This is a genomic window from Acanthopleuribacter pedis (genome assembly GCF_017377855.1).
Taxonomy (GTDB): domain Bacteria; phylum Acidobacteriota; class Holophagae; order Acanthopleuribacterales; family Acanthopleuribacteraceae; genus Acanthopleuribacter; species Acanthopleuribacter pedis.
On the sequence record NZ_JAFREP010000019.1, the window covers coordinates 135,194 to 156,854 of the forward strand.

At 56.3% G+C, this 21,661-nt stretch carries 12 protein-coding genes and 1 riboswitch; of the genes, 3 read left to right on the forward strand and 9 right to left on the reverse strand.

From position 1 onward, the window contains the following. Positions 1-69 precede the first annotated feature (69 nt). From J3U88_RS19995 to J3U88_RS20005, 3 genes are all read right to left on the reverse strand, one after another. Positions 70-2,268 (reverse strand): M3 family metallopeptidase, encoded by a 2,199-nt coding sequence (locus tag J3U88_RS19995; RefSeq protein WP_207860720.1) that lies wholly within the window; start codon positions 2,266-2,268, stop codon positions 70-72. 458 nt (positions 2,269-2,726) lie between these two features. Continuing rightward, positions 2,727-4,898: a CRTAC1 family protein gene (locus J3U88_RS20000; protein ID WP_207860721.1), complete on the reverse strand. Its 2,172-nt coding sequence runs from the start codon at positions 4,896-4,898 to the stop codon at positions 2,727-2,729. 218 nt (positions 4,899-5,116) lie between these two features. Next, positions 5,117-6,490: a pyridoxal-phosphate dependent enzyme gene (locus tag J3U88_RS20005; RefSeq protein ID WP_207860722.1), complete on the reverse strand. Its 1,374-nt coding sequence runs from the start codon at positions 6,488-6,490 to the stop codon at positions 5,117-5,119. 680 nt (positions 6,491-7,170) lie between these two features. On the opposite strand from J3U88_RS20005, the gene J3U88_RS20010 reads away from it, so the two are divergent. Together J3U88_RS20010 and J3U88_RS20015 are read left to right on the forward strand one after the other, a co-directional pair. Then, positions 7,171-9,354: an alkaline phosphatase D family protein gene (locus tag J3U88_RS20010; protein WP_207860723.1), complete on the forward strand. Its 2,184-nt coding sequence runs from the start codon at positions 7,171-7,173 to the stop codon at positions 9,352-9,354. Positions 9,355-9,805: 451 nt separating this feature from the next. Then, positions 9,806-10,702: a cyclic nucleotide-binding domain-containing protein gene (locus J3U88_RS20015; RefSeq protein ID WP_207860724.1), complete on the forward strand. Its 897-nt coding sequence runs from the start codon at positions 9,806-9,808 to the stop codon at positions 10,700-10,702. A gap of 33 nt (positions 10,703-10,735) precedes the next feature. Here the strand turns inward: J3U88_RS20015 and J3U88_RS20020 are convergent, their stop codons facing one another. The 3 genes from J3U88_RS20020 to J3U88_RS20030 all read right to left on the reverse strand — a co-directional run bounded on the left by J3U88_RS20020 (position 10,736) and on the right by J3U88_RS20030 (position 15,198). Further along, positions 10,736-11,902 (reverse strand): SEC-C metal-binding domain-containing protein, encoded by a 1,167-nt coding sequence (locus J3U88_RS20020; protein ID WP_207860725.1) that lies wholly within the window; start codon positions 11,900-11,902, stop codon positions 10,736-10,738. A gap of 106 nt (positions 11,903-12,008) precedes the next feature. Then, a complete protein-coding gene (locus J3U88_RS20025; protein ID WP_207860726.1) occupies positions 12,009-12,644 on the reverse strand; it encodes a 2-hydroxychromene-2-carboxylate isomerase in 636 nt (211 codons plus the stop codon). Between the two features lie 181 nt (positions 12,645-12,825). After that, complete coding sequence (locus J3U88_RS20030; protein ID WP_207860727.1) at positions 12,826-15,198, reverse strand: helicase C-terminal domain-containing protein; 2,373 nt, start codon at positions 15,196-15,198, stop codon at positions 12,826-12,828. A 603-nt stretch (positions 15,199-15,801) separates the two neighbouring features. Here J3U88_RS20030 and J3U88_RS20035 point away from each other — a divergent pair. Beyond that, positions 15,802-16,593, forward strand: a complete 792-nt coding sequence (locus J3U88_RS20035; RefSeq protein ID WP_207860728.1) for a hypothetical protein — start codon at positions 15,802-15,804, stop codon at positions 16,591-16,593. Between the two features lie 241 nt (positions 16,594-16,834). On the opposite strand, the gene J3U88_RS20040 is transcribed toward J3U88_RS20035, so the two are convergent. From J3U88_RS20040 to J3U88_RS20050, 3 genes are all read right to left on the reverse strand, one after another. Then, positions 16,835-17,911, reverse strand: coding sequence for a ribonucleotide-diphosphate reductase subunit beta (locus J3U88_RS20040; RefSeq protein ID WP_423842069.1), 1,077 nt, complete (start codon positions 17,909-17,911; stop codon positions 16,835-16,837). 121 nt (positions 17,912-18,032) lie between these two features. Next, entirely contained in the window at positions 18,033-20,810 is a 2,778-nt protein-coding gene (locus J3U88_RS20045) for a ribonucleoside-diphosphate reductase subunit alpha (RefSeq protein ID WP_207860730.1), read from the reverse strand. Beyond that, positions 20,807-21,217, reverse strand: a complete 411-nt coding sequence (locus J3U88_RS20050; protein WP_207860731.1) for an acyl-CoA thioesterase — start codon at positions 21,215-21,217, stop codon at positions 20,807-20,809. The genes J3U88_RS20045 and J3U88_RS20050 overlap by 4 nt, the downstream gene beginning before the upstream one ends. Before the next feature lie 154 nt (positions 21,218-21,371). Next, positions 21,372-21,629, reverse strand: a riboswitch (cobalamin riboswitch). Positions 21,630-21,661: the final 32 nt, after the last annotated feature.

Here is a 21,661-nt window from a genome sequence, read left to right on the forward strand (position 1 = left end):
AATTGCCCCGCGTTCCTTGGAACCCGAGGCAATCATTACAAGCCGTTTGTCGGTTGTTTCAACCGCAACTTAGTTAACGGCGAAGCCGCGGTTTCTCAGCAGGGCGTCGGTGGTGGGTGCACGACCGCGGAAGCTTTTGTAAGCGTCCAGGTAGTTCAGGCTGTCGCCTCGGCTGAAGATGTACTTGTACAGGCGATCCGCCGTTTCTTTGTCGAAAATGTCCTTGGTTTCCAAGAAGGCGTCAAAGCCGTCTGAATCGAGGATTTCGGACCACATGTAGGCGTAGTACGCGGAGTGGTAGCCGCCGGCGAAAATGTGACCAAAGTGCGTGCTGCGGTGACGCATGATGATCTCATCCGGCTTGTTGTATTCCTTGAGGATTTTGTCCTCGAATGCACGCACGTCGATGTCCTGAACTTCCGTCATGCGGTGGTAGGCCATGTCGACCAAGGCGGAAGCGGTGTATTCAACGGTCGCGAAACCCTGGTTAAAGGTGCTCGCGTCTTTGATGCGCTGGATCAACGCGTCGGGAATCTGCTCGCCGGTTTTGTAGTGAAGCGCGAACTTTTTCAACATTTGCGGCTGGGTGATGAAGTGCTCGTACAATTGCGCGGGAAATTCAACCCAGTCACGCGGCGTGTTGGTGCCGGCTAAGGTGGGGTAAGTTACGTCGGAAAGCAAACCGTGCAGCGCGTGGCCAAACTCGTGGAACAAGGTCACCGCGTCGGAGTAACTCATCAGCGTGGGCTCGCCTTCAGCCGGTTTGTTCAGGTTCATGTTGTTAATGATCAAAGGTTTTACGTTGCCGGCCAACTTCTGTTGCACACGGAAGGAACTCATCCAAGCACCGGTACGTTTGGTGGAACGCGCGTAGTAGTCGCCGTAGAACAGACCAACGGAATTACCCTCGGCATCCTTCACTTCCCAAACGCGGACCACCTCGTTGTAAACGGGAATGTCGTTGCGCTCTTCGAAGGTCAGACCGAACAGTTGCTTGGCCACGTAAAACTTGGCCTCGATCATGTTGTTCAATTCGAAATACTGGGCGATTTCGCCCTGGTCCAATTCGAACTTCTCCTTGCGCACCTTTTCGGCGTAAAAACGCCAGTCGTGGGCTTCCAGTTCGTGGTCGATGCCGTCTTTGGCCATCTGCTCTTTCAGCCAGGCCTTTTCTTTGGCCGCTTGTTTGATGGCGGGTTCCCACACTTTTTTGAGCAGGTTCATGGCCGCCTCGGGGGTTTCCGCCATGGTGTTGGAAAGCACCAAATCAGAGTGGTGCTTGTAGCCGAGCAGCTTGGCGCGTTTGACGCGAAGCTGAACGATTTCTTCAACCACTTTGTTGTTGTCGAATTCGTTGCCGTTGTCACCGCGAAGCGCCCAACCGTCAAAGGCTTTTTTGCGCAGGTCGCGACGGGTGGAATATTGCAGGAACGGCTCAACGCTGGAGCGGTTCAGGGTGATCACATACTTGCCCGGCATATCGCGCAGCTTGGCTTGTGATGCCGCGGCATCGCGCACGGCTTGGGGCAGGCCGTCCAGGTCGCTTTCCTCGAGGACCAGGGACCAGGCACGGGTATCGTTGAGTTGGTTCTGACCAAAGGTGGTGGTGAGGGTGGCGATGCGCTCGTTGATTGTGGCCAACTCTTCGCGTTTCGCATCGTCCAGTGCCGCGCCGGCGCGAACGTAGTCGTTGTAAACGCGCTCGGCAAGGCGGATTTGTTCGGCGTTCAGACCGGATTCGTTGCGGGTCTCGTGAACTTTTTTGATGCGATTGAACAGCGCTTGGTTAAAGAGAATGTCATTGCTGTGGCGGCTGAGCATGGGCGAGATCTTGCTCTGGAGCGCTTGCATTTCGTCGTTGGACTCGGTGCTGGCCAGGTTGAAGAACACGCGGGAAACGCTGCGCAGCGCTTCACCGGACAATTCCATTTTGGCAATGGTGTTCTCGAAGTTGGGATCCTTAAAAGTAGGATCGGCATCGGTATTGGTGATGGCGTCGATTTCGGCCTTGTGCTCTTTCATGGCGCGCTCAAAGGCAGGCATGTAGTGGTCCATATGGATTTTGGCAAAAGGCGGGGCACCAAAAGGGGTGTCCCAGGTTTCAAAAAATGGGTTCGGACCTGCTGCCGCGGTTTCTACTTCAGCATCCTTGGTCGTTTTGGATTCTTCAGTCGTGGCTTTTTGTTCCTGCTGTGAGCAACCACTGAGGATCAGGGCCGTCATGGCCAAGCCAAAGAATGTCAATTTTTGTAATCGACTGAGTAGCATCGGGTCTCCTTGTGCATGTTCTTGTTATTCGATAGGGGGCCGGGCGCGTTATTCGGGCCCAGCATTATAGGGGGACATTATGGGAAGTGCCAGAATAAGCAACCGTCACATTATTCGTCCATCGATATCGTCCGTTCACACCGCTGGTTAAGTGTCCCTTCCCATGCAACCCATCTCAAAAAAACCTAAGCACTTCTTTGCAAAAGGCTTAGCGTTATGAGACGCGAGTGACATATTGAAACAAGGGCGATCACCTTGTCGGTTCCAGGATCAAAGCGGCTTCCGCTTCGCGGCCCCAAGGCGTAAACCGACCGCGAACAACGCGACGATGCGCCCTTGGCACACCGCCGGCTATTTCACGATCTGGTAATCCTTAACCCCAACACGCGGGAAACTTGGCGCAAAAGGATCAAAATATTAAAAAAGTTCGGCACCGCCGACCAAAACCACTTCCCTAACTAAAGGTCGGTTTGGTCTTCGGTTGGTACGGTGAAAAGCACCGCCGGGGTTTGGTTTGGCCAAGTGCCACGCAACACCGTTAGGTGAAGGGGTCGGTCGGCCGAAATTTCGAAGCGTTCCCCTTCGGTGACGGAAGCGAACAGGTCGTTAAGCAGGTGCAAACCCTTGGCATCGCGTGGCAAAGCCTCGTGGAGGGTTTTTTCTTCGACAAGCGCACCGCGCGCATCAAAGCGTCGCAAGGTGACGCGCGCCGCGCTTTCACCGCTGTTGACCAAAGCAATGCCGTCAAAGACCAGGTCCGGGTTGCCGCTGTAAAAAGCGAAGCGGTTGGCCGGGGCCCGCCCGTGACTTGCGGTGGCGAGTAGCGCGACTTCCTGTTGGCGACGGTAACCGCTTTGAAGGGAAACCGAGGACGGTGCGGTCAGCCGCAATTGCGCGGCTTTCACATCGCCAAAAACGGTATGGCTATTGAGATTCGCGGCCTGGCCGGGTTCCAAGCTGAGCTGATGGGCGCCGACCCAGATGCCGGTGTCGTTCAGCGCGGTCAAACTCACCTCGGCGGGTTCGGCACCGCCGTTGTACAGTCGGAGTTGGGTATCAAAACCACCGTCCAGGCTGGTGAGGTGCGCCACGGTTCGCGTGGTCGCCGGCGCGGCGCAGGACAAACCCAGGGTGCGGTCCAAGCTGTGTTCGCCACCGGCATTGAACGGACCGTGCGTCGTAACCACGCCGTCGGGCCAACGCACGGTAACGCGGTCGACGGTTTCGCGCTTGCCCAAACCGAAGTGGGCAATCGCCGGGTTTTGCGACACGTAGTTGCCGCCGTTGCTGATTTCGCGCACGGCTTGTTGTCCGCCGTATTCGATGGTAATGCGCGCACCGAGGGCTTCCATGCCGTCCACACGCGGCTTGAGACGGAGGTAGTTGTTTTGGTTGCCGCCGTTGTTGCGGAACAAACGCAGCGGGCCGGCGTTGTTGGTTACCAGCAGATCGAGGTCGCCGTCGCGGTCGTAGTCCCAAGCAACCACGCCCCGCCCCTGCAAACGGTCGTCGATCCCCAGCGCGACGGCCTGCTCACTGAACACGCCGGAGCCGTCGTTGATGAACAGCTTGCTGGCGTCTTGATCGTATCCGGCGGAGAAGGAACCGAGAAATCCGTTGACGTGGAACAGGTCCAAATCGCCGTCGTTGTCGAAATCGCCAAAGGTCGAACCCCAACCCCAGTGGCCCTCGCGCACGCCGCAGGCCTCGGTGGCGTCCTCAAAGGTGCCGTCGCCCTTGTTGCGGTACATGCGGTTCCCGGTGGGATCCTGGTTGGGATTGCCTTCCACCACGCCGACGGAACTCACGAACCAATCCAAGTCGCCGTCGTTGTCGATGTCACCCACGGCGGAACCCATGCCGTTCCCGTCGGTGATCGGCGTGCGGTCGCCTTCGACAAAAAAACCACCGCCGCGGTTGATGAAGTAGGTGGTGGTGCGGAAGTCCGCGACCACCAACAAATCGGGCCAACCGTCGTTGTTGATGTCGCTGAAACTAGGGGTGAAGGCGTTGGTATCCGCCAAGGCGGCGCTGATGCCGACGGCTTCGTCCGCGGGCGTAAAGCGACCCGTCCCATCATTGCGCCAGTAGTAATCCTGGTGGTGTTCGGCCCAGTAGGCCAGCATCAAATCCAAATCGCCGTCGCGGTCGGGATCGCCAAAGGTGGCACCGTAAACGTCGGCGCTCACGATTAAACCACTGGCCGCGGTGGCGTCGCGAAAGCTGCCGTCGCCGTTGTTCATCAGCAGCTTGGGTCCCGATCCTTTAATTGAACCCAAAAACAGATCGGGGAAACCATCGCCGTTGACATCGGCAAAGGTCGGCGCGTTGTCGAAACGATCCGCAAACACCAAACCGGCCTCGGCGGCACGGTTCACAAAGGTGCCGTCGCCCTGATTCACAAAAAGCGCGTTGTCGCCGCGCGAACCACCGACAACCATTAAATCCAAGTCGCCGTCGCCCTCAATATCGGCGACGGCGGCCCCGCCCGCCATAAACTCGGGTTCGGTCACGCCACTGTAGGCGTGCTCAAAGGCCAAGCCGGCCTGAGCGCTAACTTCTTCAAACGCCCAATCTTGGGCGAAAAGCGGGAGCCACAACATCCCCGCGAACAACCATGGTTTCAACATTTCTAGACCCCAAAAAACCCCGCTGAACAAACGCGGGAAAAGGAATGGTGGCGGCGCCCCATCAGCGAGGCGATCCGCCACATGTTAAAACCTGTACGTGAGCAAAAAAATCAATAAAGGAAGATTATACGAAAACCGGATCAAAACCGCCGGCTTTATTTCCCGGCCTCGATAAGCAAAAACCACGTACCGACCAAGGCCGCACGCGGTCACGCGGGTTAGGTGCTGTACTTACGACGCACGTAGTTAATGACGTCGATTTTGGTCACAATGCCCCAAAACTTGCCGTCGTCGTCGCGAACCAAGGCAACGTGACCCTTGGCGAACATCGCCATCAGGTCCTCAATGGATGCGGTGGTATCCACCCAGTTGAGATCGGTCACCATGAAATCCTCTACCGATTTGCCGAAGGCGCCGGGATCGTTGTGGACGGCCAGCAGCAGATCGGATTCGTCCAAAATACCGACCAATTTTCCTTCTTCCATCACCGGCAACTGGGAAATCTCGTGCAAGATCATGCGTTTGTGGGCGGACATCAGCGGTTCACCCGGGCTGATGGTGACGGTGGCCCGCTCGGTCATCAAACGGCCGATGATGTCGCGCACGTCGCCGAACTTTTGTTTGCGTTCCATCAAGCCTTGGTCGACCATCCAGAAATCGTTGTACACCTTGGAAAGGTACTTGTTACCGTTGTCACAACAGAAGGTCATCACGCGTTTGGGTTCGGTTTGGCGGCGGCACCAGGTCACCGCGGCGTGGAACAAGGCGCCGGTTGAGGAGCCGCCGAAAATGCCTTCTTTCTGGAGCAACTCACGCGCGGCCATAAAGGCTTCGCGGTCGGATACGGAAATTGCGGTTTTGACGCGACTCAGGTCGGCGATCTCGGGAATGAAATCCTCGCCGATGCCTTCGATCAACCAGCTACCGGCCTTTTTAATTTGGCCGGTGTTGACGTATTCGGTGAGGATCGAACCGACGGGGTCGGCAATGACCATTTCCATGTCGGGCGCGGCCTCGGCGAAGAAACGGCTGAACCCGGTCAGGGTGCCGCTGGTGCCCACGCCGACCACGCAGGCGTCCAATTTGCCTTCGAACTGTTCCCACACCTCTTTGGCGGTCCAGGTCTCGTGGGCCAAGGGGTTGTTGGGGTTGCTGAACTGGTTGATGTAATAGGCGTTGTCGGTTTCGGCCAAAATGCGTTCGGCAAGATCTTGGTAATACTCGGGGTGACCTTTTTGTACGTCGGAACGGGTGAGAACGACCTCGGCACCCATGGCGCGCAGGTGACCGATTTTTTCCTTACTCATCTTGTCGGGCACAATCACAATCATCTTGTAACCCTTTTGTGCCGCGACCAGGGCCAACCCCAAACCGGTATTGCCGGCGGTGGCTTCGATGATGGTGCCGCCCGGCTTAATTTTGCCGTCGCGCTCCGCGGCTTCAATCATGACCTTGGCGATGCGGTCCTTAATGGAACCGCCGGGGTTTTGGCTTTCCAGCTTGACGAAGAGTTCACAGGGACCTGTATCGATGTGATTAATGCGAACAGCGGGGGTATTGCCAATCAGGGATAAAACAGTGTCGTGAATCATGTGGTTCAACTCCAAATAAATAACGAACGAGGCGGTGTCACTTAGGGTCGCGCAAGCGAGAAGCGGTGCCACCGTGCAGGCGGGGACACGCGAGCGAACGATCAGCAACCCACCGAGCCATCGTCCCAAAACGAAACCAAACCAAGCGGCATGTGTCCGGCACACGGGGGATTCCCTTCGGTTTCGATCAGACGATTTCTTCGCGTCCAGGATCGCTGACCATTGTACCGCCTCGACACCCCGATTAGGAAGAAAGCAAACGCCGGAAAATCGCAAGGCCGCCGCAAGCGAAAACCCCGCAAACACGACCCCACCGCAACACGGGTAAAATCCGCGCGGCCGAAATCTGCACGGCTCATCCAATTAGTTAAGGATAGGAAGCTTGTGTGGTCAAACCAGTTTCCAACAGAATGCTATTCTAGCTTTAACCAAATCCTTACAACCCACTGGTACCTTTCACCGGTTTGCAAAAAACAACACGCAAGCATCTTTGTTATCCATCAAAACGGCGCACCGCCTTCCTCAAGCACAAACGTCCTTTTTCTTTCGTTTCGTTTTCGTTCACCCCGTGCTCGCCGCCATATGGGCCTCATTTCATTCCCGCCGGTTTTCGGGCACGGGGATTTGTTTGGCCTGAGGGAACCGGTGCGTCCGCACGTTTTTACACCGCGAGGAGATCCATGTTTCATTTCGCTTCGACCTTCGTTTTTTTGATGTTGATGAGCCATCCGAATCAACCTGTTTCACAAAAAAGTGTGCTGCTTCCCATCCAGCACCATGACAAACTCGCTGTCAATTACGATCCCAACATGTGGCCCTTCTACCACGGTGTGGCCTCCGGCGACCCCATGGCGAACCGTGTCATCATCTGGACGCGCGTTACCCCACAACAAGACAGCCCGGTCAGCGTTTCTTGGCGCATGGCGACGGATGCGGCCATGGCCAACGTCGTTCAATCCGGCACCTTCACCACCGACGCCGCCCGTGATTACACGATCAAAGTAGACGTCACCGGCCTCGACGCGGGCCGTACCTACTACTACCGCTTCCAGGCCCTGGGCCGCACCTCCCTCATCGGCCGTACCCGCACCGCGCCCAGCGGTTCCGTTGACCACCTGCGCTTCGCCATCGTCAGTTGCTCCAACTACCAGGGCGGTTACTTCAACGCCTACAGCCGCTTGGCGGACCGCGCCGACCTCGACGCGATCATCCATCTCGGCGATTACATCTACGAATACGAGGACGGCGGTTACGGGTACGACGATGCCGTGGGCCGTGGTCACGAACCCGCCAACGAAATCGTCAGCCTCTCCGATTACCGCGTGCGCTATTCCTTCTACCGTTTGGACGGTGACCTGCAACGCGCCCACCAACAACACCCCTTCATCGCGGTGTGGGATGATCACGAATTCGCCAACGACGCCTTCAAAGACGGCGCCGAGAACCACTCCCCCGCCACCGAAGGCAATTGGGAAACCCGCAAACAAAACGCGTTCAAAGCCTACTTCGAGTGGATGCCGATCCGCGAGGGTTCCACCGAAAACCGCATCTACCGCAAATTGCAATACGGCAACTTGGTTGATCTGATCATGTTGGACACCCGCATCGAGGGTCGCGAAAAAGACCTTGAAATGGAAAAGATGGGGTTCCTCAACAGCCTGGAATCGGTTAAAAACCTCAGCCTCAAGAAACGTGACGCCGTCACCCAAGCCGACATCCGTTTGTTCGTAGAAGAGTTCCTGACCCAATCCGTCACGGTACAAGGCGGGACCGTGGCCAAAACGGCGGGTTTTGAACAGTTGATGGACCGTTTGGCGATCCAACTGTGGATGACCTTCCAAAACAACGGCGAGCCGGTTGAGGGCAAAAAGGCCGTGTTCACCCCCGAGGACTGGGGCGCCCTCAAAAACCAACTCAGCCAAGCCGAAACCAACACCCACAAAGCCGACCTCTCCATTCTCGGCCAAACCCAGTTGAACTGGTTGCTGGACAACCTGCGCAACTCGGACGCCCGCTGGAAGATCCTGGGTAACCAGGTGATGATGATGCCGGTTGTGGGTTTCACCAACAAAGACGCCTGGGACGGTTACAAGGACGAACGCGACCGCATCCTCAACACCATCCGCGACCGCGACATCGACAACGTGGTGGTTTTGACCGGCGACATTCACAGCGCCATCGCGGGCGATGTCCCCGAAAACATGTGGGCCTATACCTTCTTCCGCACCACCTCGGCGGCGGTGGAATTCGTCACCCCCTCGGTAACCAGCGACAACCTCGACGAGTTCGTGGGCATCCCCCCGGGCATCGTTGAAGGCCTGCTCAACACGGTGAACCCCCAAGTCAAAAGCGTTGACCTGGCCAACCACGGCTACTACGTGCTCGACGTGCGCGAGAACCGCGTTCAAGCGGACTGGTTTTGGGTCAACAGCATCGACCGCCCGGACAACGGCGAACGTTTCGGCTGGGCCTACTACGCGAACAACGGCCGTTCCCGCGTTGAAAAAGCGGGCGGTCCCACCGCGGGCAAAACCCAAAAGATCGCCTTGGCGCCGGCCCTCGACGCCGCGGCTCAAACAGCCACCATCCCGCACATCCAACACCTCAACCACGTTGAAGTGCTGGGCGTCTACGGCTTCCCCCGCGCCGGCGAAGCCAACGTCCTGCTCGGCTTGCCCACCAAACAGATGATGACGGTGCAATTGACCAACGGCAGCGACACCAAAACCATCTACCGCGGCAAGATCGGCGAAGGTTTGTTTAACCTGACCTTCGACCTGCCCGCGGACTACGCGCAAAGCAACTGGCAGATCCAGGTCCAAGCCGGCGACACCCAAGTCACGCGGAAACTGCAACTTCGCTAGCCCGCATTTCTCCCGAGGATTCGGCGCGAGAAGCTGAAAGCCTTGTGAGTACGAAGATTACGACTGAGAGCAAACGGAGCGGGGCCGACCTTCGGCGTAGCAGGGCTACGTCGAGTATTGCTCGACGGAGTAAACGAAGTAATCGCATGGGTTGCCCCGTAGCAGAACGCCTCGTGAGAAAAGCGGGTTAGGCCCGACAGGCAGCCGAAGCTTTCCCACCCAGGGCCCCCACACGGGGCCCTTTTTTGTTGGGGCTACTCAGCACCGCAACGAAGTGGTAAGGTTGACGTTAAGAAAAATCCATCCGAAGTAACGACCGCCGCGGCAAGCGCAATTCGGCGCAGGCAAAAAGCAAGGCCGAAACCGCGGCGAATGGGTTATCTTACATGGGTATTCGCATCCCCACCCGCTGCAAGACGATGCGTCGCACATCTGATATGGAGGCTCCCAGATGCCATTAACCAATCGCGAGATCATGAAAGTCAACCAATTGATCGCCAAGCAAAAATACGATGCGGCGTTAAAAGCCCTGGAAGGCGTGCTCAAGGGCGACCCGAGCAATCACTTTTTCCGCAAACAAAAGGCCGATATTCTGCACCGCCTCGGTAAAAAGCGCGAGTGTTATTCCGTGTGCAGCGCCATCGTGCAGGACTACATGAAGTCCGGCTTTTTCACCAAGGCGCTGGCCTCGTTAAAACACATGAAACGCCTGCTGCCGGAACGCAAGGAAGAATTGCTGCAACAGGAGCGATTGATCGTTTCCAAAATCGCCAATGAACAAAAAGAAAAAGAACCCAAGGCGGCGTCCCCGGTTGATTTGAGCGAGGGCATTCCGCTCGCCCAACCAACCGATGAAGACATGATCGTGCAACCGGGTGATTTCGAGATTCAGTTCGAGCACGTGGACGAGCCGGAACTCTCCGACGCCCTCACCTTCTCGCCCTTGTTCCGCCGTTTCTCCCTGGAAGAGTTACAGGCGTTGTTGGAGCGTTTGGAAAACCGTTCCTACCAGCCGGGAGAAATCATTTTCACCGAGGGTGAGCCCAGCACCGGCATGTTGGTTCTGGTCCACGGCAGCGCCCGGGTTTATGTGCGCACCCGCACCGGCAAAAGCCAGCAGGTACGCCACCTCAGTGAAGGCGCCTTTTTTGGCGAGATCGGCCTGATCACGGGCAAACCCCGCACCGCGACCATTACCTGCACGGAAAGCGTCGAGGTCTTGGAATTGAACTCGCAAGCCTTGGAAACGCTGTCCACCAGCCACCCCGAGGTGTACGACATCATTATCGGTTACGTACGCCAACGTCTGGGTTCGCCGGAGGAAGTGGAAGCCCGCACCCGCGAGTAGAATAGGGATGGCCGGAACCGTAAAGGTTCCGGCTCAGCCTTGCTTCAGAATCCTGAGAAAATCCTCCTCTGAAGAAAACACTCCTACCTCTTTCCAATCTGTAAACTGCTCAAGGCTAAATGGCTCTATAGGTTTTCCTGTATAGATCAAAGAAGAATGTCTCCTCTTCAACAAGTTTTGTTTTTCTTCACCTAACCCATCCCACCAACTTTTGCAAAAATAATGATTCTCAGAATACAAGAAGGTTAATTCGGTTACCGCAGAAGGAATATCAACGCTACTGTTCAACAAGGACCTTAGGAACTTATAAATTCTCTTAGATTTAGATTGCCATGTAAAAACGACAAAAATATTTCTTTTATCACTGAGGACAGTCAAGGACAAAACCTGAAACATATTTTTTACATTTGCCAACTTCTGCAAAAAGCCATTATTACAGTCATATTCTGGCGACAGGTTACAAGTAACAGAATAGCCTAAGACTCCTTCATATTTAAACACAAGATAACTAATTTCTTCGTAATTTGGTTTCCGATAAAGGAAACATGATCTTTTCCATAAGTCTCGGTATCTCCGTAGCCCATGCTTTGCTCCAGTATCGATCCATCCCAATGAAGCCTGTATTAAAACCTGATCTGCAAAAGTTTGCCCTTTATCAAGATTGGATCGCTGATAACTACCAGAATCAACCAATCCAATCTTCTGGTATAACTCAAAGACAACAGATCGAAACCAAAACAAAAAAGCGTTCTCAGAATTAATCACTAGATCGCCCGATTCAATCGGGTTGAAGACAGAGTCATGCCTGCCACAAAACCCTCTAATAATCGAAGCCTTTTTAGTCCCAATTTTTTTAATACCAACTAAGTCCTTCATCCCTCCTGGGCTAAACAAATCTTTTTGCTCAAGGTCTCGGCTAGGCGAGAATGAAAGGTCCAAGCCTAGCTGGTAAACGTGATTCGTTGAATCAGCAAGTGCTTTCAAAGTCTGACCTCTCGAAACAGTGTGCGCCCGAATAATATCATCACACTTTAATTCATCAGCAAATGGATGAAAACAGATTTCGGTTGTTTTGAAGGACTCAATACTAGCTCTTTCAGCCTGTTTAGGAAGAACTGGCTTCATTTCCTCTCTTCCAAAATGGCATTCTTGGAACAATAAACCAGAACCACACCAACATTGAACTTCTTCATCAACCATCAAAACCTCCAAATTAAATAATGCGACAAAAACGCCCCCTCAACACACCCTGCCTTCTTTTCAATATATATAAGAAAGCATTTGACCACCTCGAAATAAACCCCTATTAAAGCCTTTTGCGTTGGATGCCGACGGGAAGCGCGGCGGCGCGGGCCATGCCTTCCTCGTAGAGGATGGATGGGTCGCGGGCGACGGCCGCGGCGAAATCCGTGACATCTTCTCCCCAAAACGGCTCGCCTTGGACCAGCAGCGTGGGCACGCCGAACACACCGGCTTGGGCCGCTTCCTCGGTTTGCGTGACCAGCGCCTTTTTCAACACAGGATCCTTGATGCGCGTTTGCCAGTCGGGCATGCCCAAGGTGCCGGCCAAATCGGCGAAGGCGGTTTCGTCGCCGGGATCACCACCTTCGACCCAGAGAAAACGAAACAGCCGGTCCACCACCGCGGGGTCCGCTTGCGCGGCAAGGGCAAGGCGCAGGAACGGCAAAGGGTTGAAGGGATGAACCGCGGGCATGGTGATGGGAACCTTGTTCTGTCGGGCGCGCCAAAGCACCTGGCGGTAGGTGAACACCCGTTTGGGCGGGATTTCGGCGGGTCCCAACTGGCCCCAGTGTTTGAGGAGTCCCGCGAAGAGAATCGGTTTCAGGCGCAGGTTTAGGTCCGGGTAGTCATTTTGGAGGCGCACCCACTGCAGGTAAGCGAATGGGGAAATAAAGTCAAAGTACCAATCGACGGTGAGCATCAGCGGCTCCTTTCTTGAAGCGGTTCTCTGCATCATACAAAAGACCACATGGCTGTTACCAGATGTTGCGTCGGTCCTTGGCGATTGTCGGTCTCAGCGAACACCTCATCAACACCTCGTGTTTATTCAAAGTTAATAAGGATGGATTTTGCGAATTTGCACACCGTGGGGAAACACCGCGTTAGCGCACTTCCTCGGACCAAAAATCGGCCAGCCCTTGTTCGAGTTGGCGGGTGTTGTCCGCCCTGAATGCACGCCAAAAGGGCGGAAACAAGGCGAGGTAGTCGGGATCGGTGAAGCGATTGTCGACGAGACAGACAACGCCGCGATCCGCGCTGTCGCGAATTACACGGCCCGCCGTTTGCAATACCTTGTGAAAACCCGGCACCCGATAAGCCACGTTGAAACCCTGGTCCAATCCAAAATGATCGCGGATTAAATCGCGCTCCAAGCAGATTTTAGGCAATCCGACGCCCACCACAATCACGCCGATCAAGCGCTCCCCCACCAAATCAACACCTTCCCCAAATACACCGCCCATCACCGCAAACGCCAACAACCCGTGGGCACGCGGCCGTTCAAACGCGGCGAGGAACGCCAACCGCGCGTCCTCGTCCATGGCACGCTCCTGAACCAACACCTCAACACCGTGATCGCGTTCTGAAAACGCGGTCACCACCTGCTGCATGTATTGGTAGGAAGGCAAAAAAACCAAATAGTTCCCCTGCTTCGCGGCAATCACGGTTTGGATGAGCTGGATAAGCGCGGGCAAACTCCGGCCCCGGTCCCGATATCGGGTCGAGATATGTTGGGCAATCAAGGTGTACTGGCGCCTGCTGTCAAACGGGCTGGGCAGGCGCAAACGTTTTGCTTTCTCGTCCAAGCCGAACAAGCGTTGATGGTAATCAAAAGGCGTCAGCGTTGCGCTGAAAAACACGGCCGCGCGCACCTGGGCCAGCCGCTGCCGAATCATCGGACCGGGATTAAGACACAACAACTGGACCCGCAGGTTTTTGCCAAAACGTTGCGTGACCCACACGAAATCGTCCCCAAAGAACTCGCACAATCGGCGGAAGCGACCCAGCTCCCGCAAAACCTCCGGCAAGGGCTCCTTGAACAATGCCGCTTCCCGCTCGGTTTGCCACAAGGCCAAGGCAGAACCAAGCCTATCGAGCGCATCGGCAAAGGCGTCGTCTTTTTCACGGGTAACCGCCACCTCCCTACCCGCTTCTTCCAGTTCATTCCAGCGTTTCTTCAAGTGCCGGTTTAAACGCGCCAGGGCTTTGGCAACCTCGGGCGCCGTGCTCTTTAGCGCCCGCCGCGCCTCAAGCACGTCCCGTTTCTCAAAAGCCGCGGAGAACATGGCCCGCCCGCGCTCCACCAGGTTGTGGGCCTCGTCGATCAGGAGCACGGTCTCCTGTTTGTCCTCGCCGAAAAATCGGCGCAAAAAGGCGCCGGGATCAAAGGCATAGTTGACATCGGCGATGATCAAATCGACATAGGGGGTCATGTCCAGGGACAACTCAAAGGGACACACCGAATGGGCGCGCGCCACCTCGTGCAGGGTTGCTTGGTCCAAAAAGTCGCGCGCGAATAAATCCGCCATGGCGGCGCGAAAACGATCGTAATAACCCAAGGCGAAGGGACAACCACGGGTGTCGCAGGCGCCGGATTCGACAAAACAGGTTTTGTCGCGCGCGGTCAAAACAAGCACCTTCAACCGCATGCCGACCTCGGCCAATTGCCGGGCGGCACCCAGGGCCGCATGGCGACCCGTCCCCTTGGCGGTAAGGTAAAACAAGGTATCAAGACCGTGCGCGCCCAAGGCTTTCACCGCGGGGAACAAGACACCCAGCGACTTGCCGATACCGGTGGGGGCCTCGGCCAACAACCGGCCCCGATCTCGAATGACCCGGTAACTCTCCTCGGCCAAACGGCGCTGACCCGCGCGAAAGGTGCGAGGAAACGGAAGCGTCGCCAAGGAAGCATCGCGGGTTTGTCGCCAAGCTAACAACCGCCGTTGCCAGGCGTAACACTGGTCAAGCACCTTTTGGAAGAAAACCTGGAGTTCGGCGCGGGTGTGGGTTTCATGCCGCTCGTGGGTTTCGTCCTTTTCTATATGGAGGTAGCTTAGGCGAACGGTCACCCGGTCTAAATCCTCGGCCTCGGCCAACATCCAGGCGTACAACATGGCCTGGCCCATATGAACGGCGGCGGCGTTCTCGGGCAGGCGGGCGAAATCGAGCAGGGTCGTTTTAATTTCCTCAACCACGACCGGGCTCACATCACGCTGAACGCCGTCGATGCGCCCGCGAATGTCGAGCACAAAACCATCGCGTGCCTGCTGGAGCCGAACGGGCACCTCGGCCTGGTAGCCGGCGCCGCGACGCCGTTGCAGGCGTTGATGGCCGCGGATCCCCTGCTGCCCGGTGGGGGAACGGAACCAGTGTTGGTAGAGGTCACCGGAACGCAGGGCAAAGGCGGCCATGTCCCGAACCGAAAAACGCAAAACGGGCGGCGCCGTTTCGGCGGCCGTGGGATGCTGAGCTGTCATGGCGGCATCATCGCACCTTTGGGCCACCCGCGCCAAGAGAAAGCCACACACCCGCTCGTTATCTGAGAAGCGCTGAAGCGAGCGATTTTCGCCAAAAATCAGGCGCGAAATGGTTCGGGAAAAAGCGGAAGCGTACGACCGCACCCATTGGCCCTGACCATTTTTACAGGCCGTCACAGCCCGGCGGTTTAGCGAAAATCGCCGCGCGTTATCGCGTTTCTTAGGTATTGGTAAAAGTGAGGTCTGGAACAATCGCGACACCGACCAAGGCTTGGATCAAGGTATTTTTCAAGACGACATCAATTAAACAAAACAAACACACCTCCTTGATTATACTTTTTTACAATAATCAACTTACTCATTCTGTTTTTCATAATTAACATTGGCACTCAATATGCTTATACCCAGAGCAGGCATGGCTAATGCCAATATCGGAAAACTCAGACCTAATTCTCAAATGAACATGTCAGAATTTTCATTACAGATCCGGTTATCCGTTCTGTTTTATGAGGCACGCCCGCTCATTCAAGATGATCCTATTCTGATAGTTTCTTAGCATTGCTATGCCTAAAAACATCATTGACAATCATACTGAGGTATCAAATGAAAAAGTTCATGCTCATGTTGTCCTTACTCGTGGTCATCGCACCCGCGTCGGCCCAAGAAGCACCCGCAACCAACGGCACCCCCGACCTTGAAAAATTCAGCACCTTACTCCCCAACCTGGCCAATGCAGCGGCGTTCTTTAAGTACAAGCTTCGCGGTGGTCACACCGAACCCTACGACGTCTATGACAATGAAATTTTCGCCTTCTCCTGCGGTCGTTTCGAACCTCAGGGCGTCATCCTTCATACCGCGGCGACACCGACCACCTGGAAGGTCGTTAACGGAAAAGACCGCATCATCCTTTCCTGGGAAATGGAACCGGCCACCGCAATCGGCGCAAAAGGCACCTACACTTTGGTTTACCTCGAAACGAGCAATCGTTTTTTCCATTATGTCGACTTTGCCGATTCAGCAGACAACCCGGTTACACTCCACTGGAAATCAGCCATGGAGAAGGTGTTGGGCGCCATTGACCACATCCAACCCTCCCAATTGAATGCCCGTAACCTGCCCAGCATGATCGAAGTCGATTTCCAGAATGGGTACAGCCTTTTTAACGTGGACTGCCATGGCAACCGCACGCTGCTGTACAACCTGGACAGCTTCAACAGTCTCGAATGGACGCTCACCTACGCGCAGGGCCGGCCAAACGATCAATTTATTTTTGATTGGGCTATTCCATCGAAAAAGTGCAGCGACAACAAGGCATGCTCCGGTTCGATCTCCTTCACATTCGATCAAGATGTTTATGCATTTCCACTCAAAGTTGAGGCAATGGACGTTCGCTAAAAACGGATTACCTCGTTCCTCATTAAGTAGCCCGCAAAAAGGCGCCGGTACTCACTGAGTACCGGCGCCTTTTCTTATGGATACCGCAAAATCAATAGGCATACAAGGAGCCCATTATTTTCATTGTCGCGCCAAAAAAACGCAAGGCGGCTAAGTAACAAAAAATGACAGAATCGCAACAAACCCTGCCATTATTTGGCACACTTACCCATAAGCATTTCCGGTTTTTCCGCGTCCCACCTTACCAACTTAAGGCAGCACCCGACTGATACTCCAAAACACGCGTCTCAAAAAAGTTTTTCTCTTTCTTAAGATCAACGGCCTCGCTCATCCACGGAAAGGGATTGCGGGCGTCGGCGTACACGGGTTCCATACCGATTTGGCGACAACGGCGGTTGGCGATAAAGCGCAGGTAGGCGCGGAACATGGCCGCGTTTAACCCCAACACCCCGCGCGGCATGGTGTCGACGGCATAAGCTTCCTCCAGCGCAACCCCGCGCATGATCATGGCGCGAATGTCGGCCTCAAAGGCGGCTGTCCAAATCTCCGGGTTCTCGGCCCGGATCTGGTTAATCACGTCGATACCAAAGTTGAGGTGCATGCTTTCGTCACGCAAAATGTACTGGAACTGCTCGGCGGTGCCGACCATGCGGTTCTGACGCCCGAAGGAAAGGATCTGCACAAAACCCACGTAGAAGAAAATCCCCTCGGTGATGACGTAAAAACCAATCAGGTTGCGCAAAAATTCACGGTCGCTTGCCAGGGTGCCGGTACTGAATTCTGGATCGCTTAAAGCCTTGGTAAAACTGAGGCTAAGCGCGGCTTTGGCATGAACCGAGGGCACCTCGCGATAGGTGTTAAACACCTCGGTTTCGTCCAACCCCAAGCTCTCAATCACGTACTGGTACGCATGGGTATGCAGCGCCTCTTCAAAGGCCTGGCGCAACAAGTACTGGCGACACTCGGGATTGGTTAAATGCCGGTAAATGGCCAGCACCAAGTTGTTGGCGACCAAGGAATCCGCGGTCGAAAAATAGCCGAGCGACCGTTTGATGATCAGCCGTTCGTCCTCGCTCAGCCCACGCGGGTCCTGCCACATGGCGACATCCGAGGCCATGCTGATTTCCTGGGGCATCCAGTGGTTGTTGCAAGCGGTGAGGTACTTATCCCAGGCCCAGGGATACTTGAACGGGATCAGTTGATTCAGATCGGCACGGCAATTTATGAGACGTTTTTCGTCCACGGTCACCCGGCCGGCACCCAGGGCGACTTCTTCCAAACCGGTGGCACCGGCGCCTTCGCTCGGCATTGCTTCCATAACCGCGCTCGGTTCATCATTCCATTCCAACATGGTATCTCCTAACCCGAAGCAGCAGGCGGGGTGGCGGTGCGCCTCGGTGAAAAACGGCGCCGGTTCCCCGGCGCTCGGGTGTTTTGGTTTACTGGCAGGCGTCGCAATCACCGTCTTCAATGGAACAGCTCGCGGCGGGTTGCGCGCGCACGGCGTTGAGTTCGCCTTGCTGGACGGTCACCTTCTCGGCGTGACTCGCGCCCATGCTGCGCAGGTAGTAGGTGGTTTTCAAACCGCGCAACCAGGCCAAGCGGTACATCTGATCGAGCTTGCGGCCTGAGGGTTGGTCCAAATAGAGGTTGAGCGATTGCGCTTGGTCCAACCATTTCTGGCGGCGCGCGGCGGCCTCAATCAACCATTCCGGCTCCATTTCAAAGGCGGTTCGAAAACGGCGTTTGAGGGCTTCGGGAATGCGTTTGATGGGGGCGAGGCAACCATCGAAATACTTGAGGTCGGCCAAGGTGGCCTCATCCCAAAGGCCCTCGGCGGTGAGCGCCTCGATCAAATAAGGATTGATGACGGTAAAGTCACCGGACATGTTCGATTTGACAAACAAGTGGCGATAGGTCGGTTCGATGGATTGACTAATGCCGCAAATGTTGGCGATGGTGGCGGTCGGCGCGATGGCGAGACAATTCGAGTTGCGCATACCGTCGGCGGCGATGCGCGCCCGCAAGGCCTGCCAGTCCATGGTGGTTTCACGATCCACCTCGAGCCAACCACCGCGCGCCGCTTCCAGGAGGTTGAGGGAGTCGATGGGCAAAATGCCTTGATCCCAGAGCGAACCACGGTAGCTGGGGTAAACCCCGCGCTCGGCGGCCAGTTTGGCGCTCGCCTCCAAGGCGTAGTAGGAAACGGCCTCGCTGCTCCGATCGGCGAAGGTCACCGCCTCTTGGGAATCGTAGGCCAAACCCAGCCGATACAGTGCATCTTGAAACCCCATTTGACCGAGGCCGACAGGCCGGTGACGCAGGTTGGAACGGCGCGCCTGGGGCACGGTGTAGTAATTGATGTCGATCACGTTGTCGAGCAAACGCATGGCGGTGTGAATGGTGGCGCGCAGGCGCTCGTGGTCGAGGCCCTCGTCATTGAGGTGGGCGGGCAGGTTGACGGAACCCAGGTTGCACACGGCGATTTCGTCGTCGCTGGTGTTGAGGGTGATTTCCGTACACAGGTTGGAACTGTGGACCACGCCGGCGTGTTGTTGCGGCGAGCGCAGGTTGCAGGGATCTTTGAAGGTGATCCAGGGGTGTCCGGTCTCAAAAAGCATGGTCAGCAGCTTGCGCCACAACGACAAGGCGGGCATGGTTTGCGCTTGGCGGAGCTTGCCCGCGGCCGCGGCTTGCTCATAGGCAAGGTACCGTTTTTCAAATTCGGCACCGTAACATTCGTGGAGGTCGGCGACCTCGTCGGGCGAAAACAGGGTCCAATCCCCTTCGCTTTCTATGCGCTTGATGAACAGGTCGGGAACCCAGACAGCGGTGTTCATATCGTGGGTACGACGGCGATCGTCGCCGGTGTTTTTGCGCAGTTCGAGGAATTCCTCGATGTCGCGGTGCCAGATTTCCAGGTAAGCACAGACGGCGCCTTTGCGTTTGCCGCCCTGGTTGACGGCGACGGCGGTGTCGTTGGCAACCTTGAGAAAAGGCACGATGCCGAGCGAGCGGCCGTTGGTGCCTTTAATGGGCGAACCCATGGCGCGAATGCGCGTCCAATCGTTGCCGATCCCGCCGGCGAACTTGGAAAGCAACGCGTTGTCGCGCACGGCGCTGTAAATATCGCCGAGGTCGTCGCTGATGGTGGTCAAGAAACAGCTCGAAAGCTGGGCGTGGCGGGTGCCGCTGTTGAATAGGGTTGGCGAGGAGCACATGAAACGAAACGAAGAAAGCAGGTTATAAAAGGCAATGGCGTGGTGTTCGCGGTCGATCTCCTGTACCGCCAAACCCATGGCAACCCGCATGAAAAAGATCTGCGGCAATTCGACGGGTTGTTCCTCATGGCGCAGGAAGTAGCGATCAACAAGGGTTTGCAAACCGAGGTATTGGAGTTGATGGTCGCGGTCCGGCTCCAAGGCGGCGGCCAAACGGGGCAGGTCGAATTCGGCGAGGCGGGGATCGAGCAAGCCGACGGCGACGCCGTGCTGGATCGATTGCACGAAGAGGGCGCGGTAATCAAAGGGTTCACCAAAACGGGGAACGACACCGTTTGCTTGCTGGACCTGCAGCGCGGTTTGGTCGAGCAGGAGCGCGACGGCGACACGATTGTATTGGGGGTCGGTTTCGATGCGACCGCGCACGGTGAGAATTAGGGCGCGGTAGATATCGTCAAAGCCGGCGCCGTCGAATAGATTGTCAACGGCTTGGCGGTAAAGGGTGGTGACGTCGACCTCGGGAAGCGCGGCACAGGCATTGACAAGTTTGCCGCGCCACAGGGCGTGATCAAGGGGAACGCTTTGTCCCTGTTGGTCGCGAACCTGACGGGCAGGCAGTTCGGCGTCGGGCGATGCGGGTGCTTTGGTTTTACGCAGGCTCGCCTGTTGCTCGCGGTAAAGCACGTAGGCCCGGGCGAGTTGGTGTTCTTCAGCGCGCATGAGCGCGAGTTCGACCTGGTCCTGAATCTCCTCGACGTGGATGGGCGTGTCGCCGGTTTTGTGGCGGGTAATGGCTTGGCCGACGCGTTCGGTGAGCAGCGCGATTTTCTCGTGGAACTGTTGGGACTGGGCCACCGCGGCGCCGTGGACGGCGATGCAGACCTTGGTGAGCGCGAGTTCGATTTTGTGGGGGTCCCAGGCGGTGGCTTGGCCGTTGCGGCGGATGACGCGGTAGCTTTCGACGGCGACGGGCGGCGTGATCAGTTCGGTGCTCATGCTTGACCCCCGACCGCGGTGGTCGCGGGGGAGACGGCGACGGGTTTGCCGCCGTGGTTAAGGGCGACCAGGGTAAAGGAGCCGGAGGCGCAGAGGGTGCGGTCCTCGGAAAGGGTGTCCTCGCTAAAAAGTTCGGTAAAAACCTGCATCGAGGTGCGACCGACCTTGGTGAGGGTGGCGCGTACCTCCACGAGGTGGCCGACCTTGACCGGCGCTTTGAAGGAGACGTTGTCACTGGCGACGGTTACGACGTGGCGTCGGGCGCGGCGGGTCGCGACGATAAAAGCGGCTTTGTCCATCAGTTGCATGACTTGGCCGCCGAACAGCGTGCTGTAGTGGTTGGTTTTGTCGGGAAAAACCATTTCGTAGACCGAAAGTGGGGCTTCGGTCGGGTGGGTAGCATTCATGAGGCACCTCCTGGAGTGAGGTGCCGAGCCGGCGTATGCGGGAAAAAAGCGGGATCGAGGGACCGCCAAAAAGGAACAGTGCGGTTCAAAGCGTGCGATCCGATTTTCCGACAGCCTTTGACGCGAAGGCTCGGACACCCAAGGCGGGCCGCGAGGGCGCGCCAAGGATCCGGCAGGTCTTCGGACTTATGGACATGGTTCGCTGAACCGCCTACTTACCGGGGCTTCCCAAAACCGAGGAGGGTTTCAGTGCCGAAGCGACGCATGGGGGCGTCTGAATCACGCGCACGGCGATGCCGTCCGCGCCGGGTTTCGTTTCCAAATACCGCTGCGCGACAGTCCCGGAATCTCACCGGGTTCCCTATTAAACCGCCCGCCAATCGGGCTAGTGCCAGGATCAGGTGTCAATATACGGGGTGGTAAGGGGGAGGTCAATACAAGATG